Here is an 8,290-nt window from a genome sequence, read left to right on the forward strand (position 1 = left end):
AGAATTCCGGGTTTCAGCCGATACTGTCGACACCTCCTGTCCGAGCGTGCCGGCCAGGTCTGAACCATTTGCCGGAGAGACAACGATGCTTGGATTCCTGAGGAAGCTGACCCTGACAACACGCCTGTACCTGCTGCTCGCCAGCATGTTGCTGGGGCTGCTTGCGCTCGGGGCTTATTCGGTCTTCGAACTGCGCCAGCACATCCTGGAAGAAAAACGTCTGGCCATCCGCGCCGTCGTCAGTTCGGCGATGGGCATCATCGAGCAGCAATACGAAATGCAACAGGCCGGCAAGCGGACGCCCGAAGAGGCTCAGCAAGTGGCCAAGGACGCGCTGCGCAAGAGCCGTTTCAACCAGGACGACTACCTGTTCATCTACGACCTCGACGGCACGACGATGATGCACGGCACGCGGCCCGAGCGCGAAGGCAAGAACACGCTCGATGCCACCGATCCGACTGGCAAGACCTATGTCAAGGACTGGATCGAATTGCTCAAGCGCAACGGCGAGGCGAACATGGATTACCAGTTCGCCAAGCCTGGTGCCGAGAAGCCCATACCGAAAATCGCCTACGCCAAGCTCTTTGCGCCGTGGGGCTGGTGGGTCGCCACCGGGGTCTATATCGAAGACGTAGACGCCGCCTTCTGGCGCAGCGCCAGCACCAGCATCGCCTTCGTGCTGGTGGTCAGCGCCCTGCTGGCGGCGCTCGGCTGGACCATCAACCGCAGCGTGCAGCAGCAGCTCGGCGGCGAACCGGCGCTGGCGGCGGCGCAGGTCGAGCAATTCGCCGAAGGCAACCTGACGCAGCAGATCAGCTCGCGCAGCAGCCTGGCTGGCAACCTGCTCGGCGCGCTGGCGACAATGCAGAGCCGACTGCACGACGTCGTCCGCGACATCAACCAGGGCAGCCAGGCGATCGCCAGGCAGTCCGGCGAACTGTCGGTAGCGACCAGTGAAATCAGCCTGGCGGTGCGCCAGCAAGCGGCATCGAGCGCCGCCACCGCGGCGTCGCTCGAAGAGCTGACGGCGAGCATCAACGAGGTGTCGGAGATCGCCCGCCTGACCGAATCCAACTCGCGCCAGACGGCCGACCTGGCCAAGCAGGGCGCCGGCGTTGTCCGCCTGGCAGCCGGCGAGATCGAGGGCATCGCCGCTTCGCTGCAAGACTCGGCGACGCGGATTCACGCGCTGGTCGGCCGCTCGCAGGAGATCGGCGCGATCACCCGGGTGATCAAGGAGATCGCCGACCAGACCAATCTGCTGGCGCTCAATGCGGCCATCGAGGCGGCGCGCGCCGGCGAACAGGGGCGTGGTTTCGCGGTGGTTGCCGACGAGGTGCGCAAACTGGCCGAACGCACGACCCTGGCGACGGCGCAGATCAGCGAGACGGTGGGGACGATTCAGGGCGATACCGGCAACGCCGTGGCGGCCATGCAAAGCTCCGAGCCGCGCGTGCCGTCGCGGCCAGGAACTGGCGTCGCAGGCGACCGCTCTGCTCGACGCGATCCAGCACCACGCCGAAGACTCGCTGGGCAAGGCGGGTGAAGTGGCCACCGCCACGCGCGCGCAAGCGGCCGCCGCCACCGACCTCGCCGCGCACGTGCAGAACATTGCCTCGATGACCGAAGAGAGCGATGCGGCAACGCGCAGCAACGCCGACGCGGCCGATCACTTGCAGGCGCTGGCCGGCAAACTGCAATCGGCGGTCGCCTACTTCAAGGTCTGACGCGGCCACCTGGCCGGTCGATGGCCAGGGTCGCCGCGGCAGCGGCGTCAGAAGATCTTCAGCCCATGCAGCAGAACGGCGGCGATTGACAAGGGCGCGACGTAGCGAATCAGGAAGAACACCAGCCGGATCAGGCGCTGGTTGCGCAGCTCGCCGTGGTTGCCGAGCTGCCTGGTCATTTCCGGCAGGCCATACACCCAGCCGACGAAGACGCAGATCAGGATGCCACCGAGCGGCAAGAGGATGTTCGAACTGAGGAAGTCGAAGAGCTCGAATGGATTCATGCCAAACAGCTTGATCTCGCTGGTCAGACTTGACGATAGCGCCGCCGGCGCGCCGAGCACGGCAACCGCCAGAATTGTGTACAGCGACGCGCGTTTGCGCCCCAGCGCGTAGCGCTCGGCCAGAATGGCTACCGGTACTTCGAGTAGCGAGAGCATCGCGCCGACGCTGGCAATCGCCGTCAGGATGAAGAAGATGCTCATGAACACGGTGCCGCCGGGCATCGCCGTAAACACCGCCGGAATGGTCATGAAGACCAGCGACGGTCCGGCTGCCGGTTCGAAACCGAAGGCGAAAACGGCCGGGAAGATGGCCATGCCGGCGAGTAGCGAAACCGACAGGTCGGCGAACATCACCCGCGTCGCGGTTGCCGGGATATTCTGGTTATCGCGAAAATAGCTGCCGTAAGTGAGCATGCAGCCCATGCCGATCGACAGCTTGAAAAAGGCCAGGCCGAGCGCGGTGAGCAAGACAGCGGGCGTGATCTTCGCCAGATCGGGGCTGAACAGGAAGCTCAGCCCTTGCGCCGCTCCCGGCAGGCTCAAACTACGCGCGCAGAGCACCAGCAGCAGGATGAACAGCAAGGGCATCAACTTGCGCGTCACTGCCTCGATGCCCTTGGCGACGCCGAGCATGACGATGCTGCCGGTGACGCCGAGCACCAGCCACTGCCAGCCCAGCGACGCCAGCGGATCGGCCACCAGGCCGGCAAAGATCGCGCCGGCGACCTGCGGATCGGTCGTCGCCAGTTCGCCCGCCAGCGCTTTGAAGATGTACGCATAGACCCAGCCAGCGACCTCCGAATAAAACGACAGGATCAGCAGCGCCGCGGCAAAGCCCATCCAGCCGATGACCGGCCACCACCACTGCCGGCGTGGCGCGACGCGCTCGAAGGTGCTGACGGCGTTGGCGCGCGCCGCGCGTCCGAGCATCGTCTCGGCGATCATCACCGGCAGGCCGACGAGCAGCGTCGCCAGCAGATAGACCAGGAGAAAACCGGCGCCGCCGTTGCTGCCGGTCAGCGAGGGGAATTTCCAGATGTTGCCGAGCCCGACGGCCGAACCCAGGGTGGCGACCAGTACGCCAAAGGAAGTGGTGAAACCGTCGCGAACGCTGTTTGCTGCTTGAGTCATGATCTTTCCGGAAGGTGAAAACGGCTGCCGTGGCGGCTCGCTCGAGAAAACGCGTGCGCGTTTGCCGGGCGCTCGGGCGACAGCGCGTCGGTGAGTAAAATGAAATGGAGCGGATTCTTGCCCTGTGTTGAGCACTCGCCGAGAGCAGCGAGCAAGGCGATGCCAGCAGGCTGACGCCGGCATCGACGACTACAGCATGTTCTCCAGGAAGGCGCGCGTGCGCGCGTGTTCGGGCGCGGCGAACAATTCCCTGGCCGGGCGCGCTTCGACGATCTCGCCGTCGTCCATGAACACCACCCTGGCTGGCGACCTCGCGGGCAAAGGCCATCTCGTGCGTCACCACCAGCATGGTCATCGCTTCTTCGGCGAGTTCAGCGGATGGTGCGCAGAACCTCGCCGGTCAGTTCCGGGTCAAGCGCCGACGTCGGCTCGTCGAAAAGCATGATGTCCGGCGCCATCGCCAGCGCCCGGGCAATCGCCACGCGCTGCTTCTGGCCTCCCGAGAGCCGCGACGGATAGCTCGCGCGCTGCTCGAGCAAGCCGACCTTGCGCAGCAAGGCCTCGGCTTGCGGTATTGCCTTGCTGCCGTGACAATCCTTTGACGGTGAGCGGCGCTTCGATGACGTTCTCCAGGACGGTCAGGTGCGGGAACAGGTTGAAGTGCTGAAATACCATTCCCATCTTGCGGCAGATGCGGCGGATCTCGGCGTCGGGCGCGTAATGGCTGCGCCTATCGGCGCCGGCCGTAACCAGCGTCTCGCCTTCGATCTCGATGCCGCCACGGTCGATCGTTTCGAGGTGGTTGAGACAACGCAGGAAGGTGCTCTTGCCCGACCCCGACGGCCCGATGATCGCCAGCACCTCGCCCTTGCCGACGTCCAGCGACACGCCCTTGAGCACTTCGACGGTGCCGAAGCGCTTGTGGATTCCCTGCGCGCGGATCATCGGCCTAGCCATCGTAGACCGCGTATTTCTTTTCCAGACTGCTGGAAGGCGAGCGTCAACACCAGCGTCATCAGCAGGTAGAACGCACCAGCAACAATGAACGGCGTCGTCGTGAAGTCGCGCTGAACGATGCCGCGCGCCGCGCGCAGCAGGTCGTTCATCGCCAGCACGTAGATCAGCGAGGTGTCCTTGACCAGGGTGATGGTCTCGTTGCTCAGCGGCGGCAGGATGCGCTTGAACACCTGCGGCATGACGATGCGCCGCATGGTTTGCGGGTAGCTCAGGCCGAGCACGCGCGCGCCCTCGTATTGCCCGCGGTCGATCGACTGAATGCCGGCGCGAAAGATCTCGGCAAAATACGCCGCATAGTTGAGGACGAAGGCGACGACGGCCGCCGGAAAGTCCGGCAGCCGGACGCCGATCACCGGCACGAAAGGCAGGGCAAAATAGATGAACAGCATCTGCAGCATCAGCGGCGTACCGCGCATCAGCCAGATATAGCCATTGACCACGGCGCCGAGAACGGCGAAGCGCGAGATGCGCAGCAAGGCCAGACCCAGGCCCAGCGGCACGGCCAGCACGAAGGTGATGAGAAAGACCTGCAGGGTGACCGCCGTGCCTTCGAGCAGCGGCCCCATGATCTGAATGACGTAATCCATGTGCTCTTTGTCGCCCCCGCACAGGCGCCGATGATCGGCGTCGAGCGACGTTCGACCAGCCTATTTCTTGACGATGTCCTTACCGAACCACTTCGTCGAGATCGCCGCGGCGGCACCGTCGCTCTTCATCTCGTCGAGGGCTTTCTGCAGCCTGGCCATCAGCTCGGTATCGTCCTTGCGGGTGCCAACGCCGTAATCTTCGGTACCGAAGTTTTCCTCGAGAACGCGGTATTCGCCGGGCTTCTTGGCCGTGTAGTAACGCCCGACCACTTCATCGACCACCACGGCGTCGAGTCGGCCGATGCTCAGGTCCATCAGCGCGGTCACGTTGTCGCCGAACTTCTTCAGCTCTTTCAGCGATTTGGCTGTTGCCGAATCCTTCTCGACGGCCTCGATCGCGCTACTGCCGTCCTGAACGCCGACGACCTTGCCGGCGAGGTCGGCCTTGCTGGCGATCGGCGACTTGTCGGTGACGATGATGATCTGATGGTTTTCCAGGTAAGGCGTCGTGAACAGGATCTTTTCCTTGCGCGCGTCGGTGATCGTCAGCCCGTTCCACAGCACGTCTACCCGCTTGCTGCTCAATTCGGCTTCTTTGGCGTTCCAGTCGATCGGCTTGAAGATCACTTCGCTACCCAGCCGCTTGCCGGCTTCGGTCGCCAGATCGATGTCGAAGCCGACCAGTGCGTTGCCTTCGTCGCGGAAACCCATCGGCGGGAAGTTGTCGTCGAGGCCGACGACAATCGTGGCCGGCGCCGGCGCCGCCATGGCAGCGGCTGCCGGAGCGCTTTCCTTCTTGCCGCAAGCGACCAGCAGGGTGGCGGCGAGGATGGCGAGCAGCGCCAGCGAGGTATTTTTTCTCATGGAATTCTTCTCTAACGGTTGAAGGAAAAGCGCCTGCGGCGGTGAACTGGCGTCGACGCCAAAGTCGCCACCAGGGCACGCGCGCCCGACCCCGGCCGATACCGGTAGTCGCGACGAAGGCCGGCATGATAGCAGACCCGGCCTGCCGCTTCGCAGCCGCTTTCAGCGAACCCGCATTGGCTTCCTCGGCGAGCCGACGAGATCGTCGACGCATGCCCGTCCCGCGTCAGCAGCGCTCGCCACTCATAAACGTCGCTTAGGCCTGCGCCAATGGCGTCGGCCTAAGCGCCGGAATGCGAACTGCCCGTGAACTCAGTGGCCATGGCGCTTATCATCGGAGGCGTACGACCTGGCATGTCCCTTCGGCTGAACGAGAAAGTGGAGACTTTGATGAGCACAGCAATCAATAGCGCCTGGCATCTGGCGTCCAGGCCCACTGACCTGCCGAGCGCCGCGAACTTCGCGTGGCGCGAGACGACGCTGCCCGCGCTCGCCGACGGCCAGGTCAGGGTGCGCACAATCTGGTTGTCGATCGACCCGACCAACCGTATCTGGATGAACGACGCCGACAGCTACCTGCCGAAGCTTGAACTCGGCGAGGTGATGCGCGGCATCGGCATCGGCCGCGTCGAGGAGTCGCGCGATGCCAGCCTGCAGGCCGGCGATATCGTCCAGGGGATGCTTGGCTGGCAGCATTACAGCGTCAGCCCGGCGAAAGCGCTGAGCAAACTGCCGCCGATTCCCTTGCCGCTGAGCGCGCATTTCGGCTTGCTCGGCCATATCGGCCTGACGGCCTACTTCGGACTGACCGACGTGGCGCAGGCCAGGGCCGGCGAAACGCTGGTGGTTTCGGCGGCAGCCGGCGCGGTCGGCTCGCTGGCGGTGCAGATCGGCAAGAATCTCGGCATGCGCGTCGTGGCCATCGCCGGTGGCGCCGAGAAGTGCCGCTGGCTGAGCGACGAACTCGGCGCCGACGCGGTCATCGACTACAAAGTCGAGGACGTCGCTGCCGGGCTGGCACGCACCTGCCCGGACGGGATAGACGTCGATTTCGAGAACGTCGGTGGCCGGACGCTCGACGCCGTCCTGGGAAATCTCAAGCTCGGCGCCCGGATCGCCTTGTGCGGGCTGATTTCGCAGTACAACGCGAGCGCCCCCGAGCCGGGACCGGCCAACCTCGCGCAACTGCTGATGCAGCGCGGCCGGATGCAGGGCTTCATCGTCCTCGACTATCTCGACCGTGCGCCGGAAGCCGCCGAGAAGCTGATCGCCTGGCACCTCGCCGGGCGGATGCACTACCGACTCGACGTTTCCGACGGCCTGGAGTCGGCGCCAGCGGCGCTGAGCAAGCTGTTCAGCGGTGCCAATACCGGCAAGGTGCTGGTCAGGGTCAGCGCGGAGTAAGGCGGGAATAAAGCGGAAATCGGGCGGAAATCAGGGGCAATGGCGCGCCGAGTGCTGTCCGGCGCGCCGCCCGCTCACGCCCGCTTGCGCTCCTGACGGTAGCGGCTGAAGGCATCACGGACGGCCGCGCGAAGCTCGATGTCGTCCCATGGTTTGTTCATGAAGCGGTAGATCCCGCCCTGATTGACGGCGTCGGTAATCGACTGCAGATCGGTATAGCCCGACAGGACGATGCGTACCGACTCGGGAAATAGCGCGCTGGCGCGCGCCAGGAATTCGGTTCCCGACATCCCCGGCATGCGCTGGTCGGCAACGATCACACCGACGCGGTGCAGGGCGAGGATATCGAGGCCTTCGCGGCCGCTGGTCGCCGTGAAGATCCGGTAGCGGTCGGCGCGCAGCAGTCGCCGCAGCGAGCTGAGGATGTTCACCTCGTCGTCGACCAACAGCAGCGTTCGCGCCGGGTCGTCGTCGCCGCCGTCAGCATCGCCGCCGAACTTCAGGCAGCGCGCCTCGCGCAGCAGGGCCTCGAACTCGCTGGCCGGCAGCGGTCGGCTGAAGTAGAAGCCCTGCATTTCATCGCAACCGCGTTCGCGCAGGAATTTGAGCTGCGCCTCGGTCTCGACGCCCTCGGCGATGACCTTGACACCGAGGCCCTTGGCCATGGCGATCACCGCCAGCGCCACGGCGGCGGCAGCGCGGTCGCCGAGAATGTCGCGGACAAAGCAGCGGTCGATCTTGATCCGGTCGACGCGGATGCGCATCAGGCGAGCGAGCGAAGAAAAGCCGGTGCCGAAATCGTCAATCGCCGTACTCACCCCGGCGGCACTGATCCCTCTCAGGCGATTGCCGGAAAAGGACGTACCAGATTGCGCCGGATTTTCGGTCGTCTTCAAGGCGCGACAACAGGCGCATAGTCCAACTATGTAACTGTTGTCGCAACGCCGAAGACGGGTGAAAAGACCAGCAAGATGGAATGTTCTTTGACAGAAATCGCCTAAGGCGATCTCCCATATTGTTCATACCGTTGTATGCGATACTTTCAGTAGATTATGAGGTTGGAGGTATTACTGATGAAGGTCGCCACGGTAGCTGAAAGCAAGGTTTCTCTTGAAGCCGTCCACATTGAAGATATCCGGCTTGCTTCGAGCAAGATGACGGGAGCGGACCGTAGGGTGTTTCAGGCGGAGATGACGCTGAAATACTGCGAGGGCAATCCTCGGCGTGCAGAGGACGTTTTCGGATGGAGTCGGCAGACGGTGCAGCGTGGTCTTCA

General features: G+C 64.2%; 8 protein-coding genes and 3 pseudogenes. 4 read left to right on the forward strand and 7 right to left on the reverse strand.

From position 1 onward, the window contains the following. Positions 1–85 precede the first annotated feature (85 nt). Positions 86–1,546 carry a methyl-accepting chemotaxis protein gene (locus tag QZ656_RS21780; RefSeq protein ID WP_291995373.1) on the forward strand — a complete coding sequence of 487 codons (1,461 nt, stop codon included), beginning with the start codon at positions 86–88 and terminating at the stop codon, positions 1,544–1,546. A 1-nt stretch (position 1,547) separates the two neighbouring features. Then, positions 1,548–1,727 carry a hypothetical protein gene (locus QZ656_RS21785; protein WP_291995374.1) on the forward strand — a complete coding sequence of 60 codons (180 nt, stop codon included), beginning with the start codon at positions 1,548–1,550 and terminating at the stop codon, positions 1,725–1,727. Between the two features lie 47 nt (positions 1,728–1,774). On the opposite strand, the gene QZ656_RS21790 is transcribed toward QZ656_RS21785, so the two are convergent. The 6 genes and pseudogenes from QZ656_RS21790 to QZ656_RS21805 form a co-directional block, all read right to left on the reverse strand. After that, a complete protein-coding gene (locus tag QZ656_RS21790) occupies positions 1,775–3,142 on the reverse strand; it encodes a sodium-dependent transporter (RefSeq protein WP_291995375.1) in 1,368 nt (455 codons plus the stop codon). Positions 3,143–3,331: 189 nt separating this feature from the next. Next, positions 3,332–3,463, reverse strand: coding sequence for a hypothetical protein (locus QZ656_RS24205; protein ID WP_366522215.1), 132 nt, complete (start codon positions 3,461–3,463; stop codon positions 3,332–3,334). A 50-nt stretch (positions 3,464–3,513) separates the two neighbouring features. Further along, complete coding sequence (locus QZ656_RS24210) at positions 3,514–3,624, reverse strand: hypothetical protein (RefSeq protein ID WP_366522216.1); 111 nt, start codon at positions 3,622–3,624, stop codon at positions 3,514–3,516. A 52-nt stretch (positions 3,625–3,676) separates the two neighbouring features. After that, positions 3,677–4,099, reverse strand: a pseudogene (locus QZ656_RS24215) (ATP-binding cassette domain-containing protein); the annotation flags it as partial. Beyond that, a pseudogene (locus QZ656_RS21800) lies at positions 4,092–4,746 on the reverse strand (amino acid ABC transporter permease). The pseudogenes QZ656_RS24215 and QZ656_RS21800, both read right to left, overlap by 8 nt. A 60-nt stretch (positions 4,747–4,806) precedes the next feature. Further along, on the reverse strand, positions 4,807–5,610 hold the full coding sequence (locus QZ656_RS21805) for an amino acid ABC transporter substrate-binding protein (RefSeq protein WP_291995376.1): 804 nt from the start codon (positions 5,608–5,610) through the stop codon (positions 4,807–4,809). Between the two features lie 390 nt (positions 5,611–6,000). Here QZ656_RS21805 and QZ656_RS21810 point away from each other — a divergent pair, with 390 nt between their 5' ends. Further along, positions 6,001–7,014 carry an NADP-dependent oxidoreductase gene (locus tag QZ656_RS21810; protein WP_291995377.1) on the forward strand — a complete coding sequence of 338 codons (1,014 nt, stop codon included), beginning with the start codon at positions 6,001–6,003 and terminating at the stop codon, positions 7,012–7,014. Positions 7,015–7,088: 74 nt separating this feature from the next. Here QZ656_RS21810 and QZ656_RS21815 read toward each other — a convergent pair whose 3' ends face one another. Continuing rightward, the gene (locus tag QZ656_RS21815) at positions 7,089–7,910 is read right to left on the reverse strand and encodes an EAL domain-containing protein (RefSeq protein ID WP_291995378.1); all 822 of its coding nucleotides are present in this window, start codon (positions 7,908–7,910) and stop codon (positions 7,089–7,091) included. A 177-nt stretch (positions 7,911–8,087) separates the two neighbouring features. On the opposite strand from QZ656_RS21815, the pseudogene QZ656_RS21820 reads away from it, so the two are divergent. Continuing rightward, positions 8,088–8,290 (forward strand): annotated as a pseudogene (locus QZ656_RS21820) (hypothetical protein); the annotation flags it as partial.

Origin of the sequence: Candidatus Accumulibacter sp. ACC003 (assembly GCF_907163085.1) — a bacterium.
In the GTDB taxonomy this organism is placed as follows: Bacteria; Pseudomonadota; Gammaproteobacteria; order Burkholderiales; family Rhodocyclaceae; genus Accumulibacter.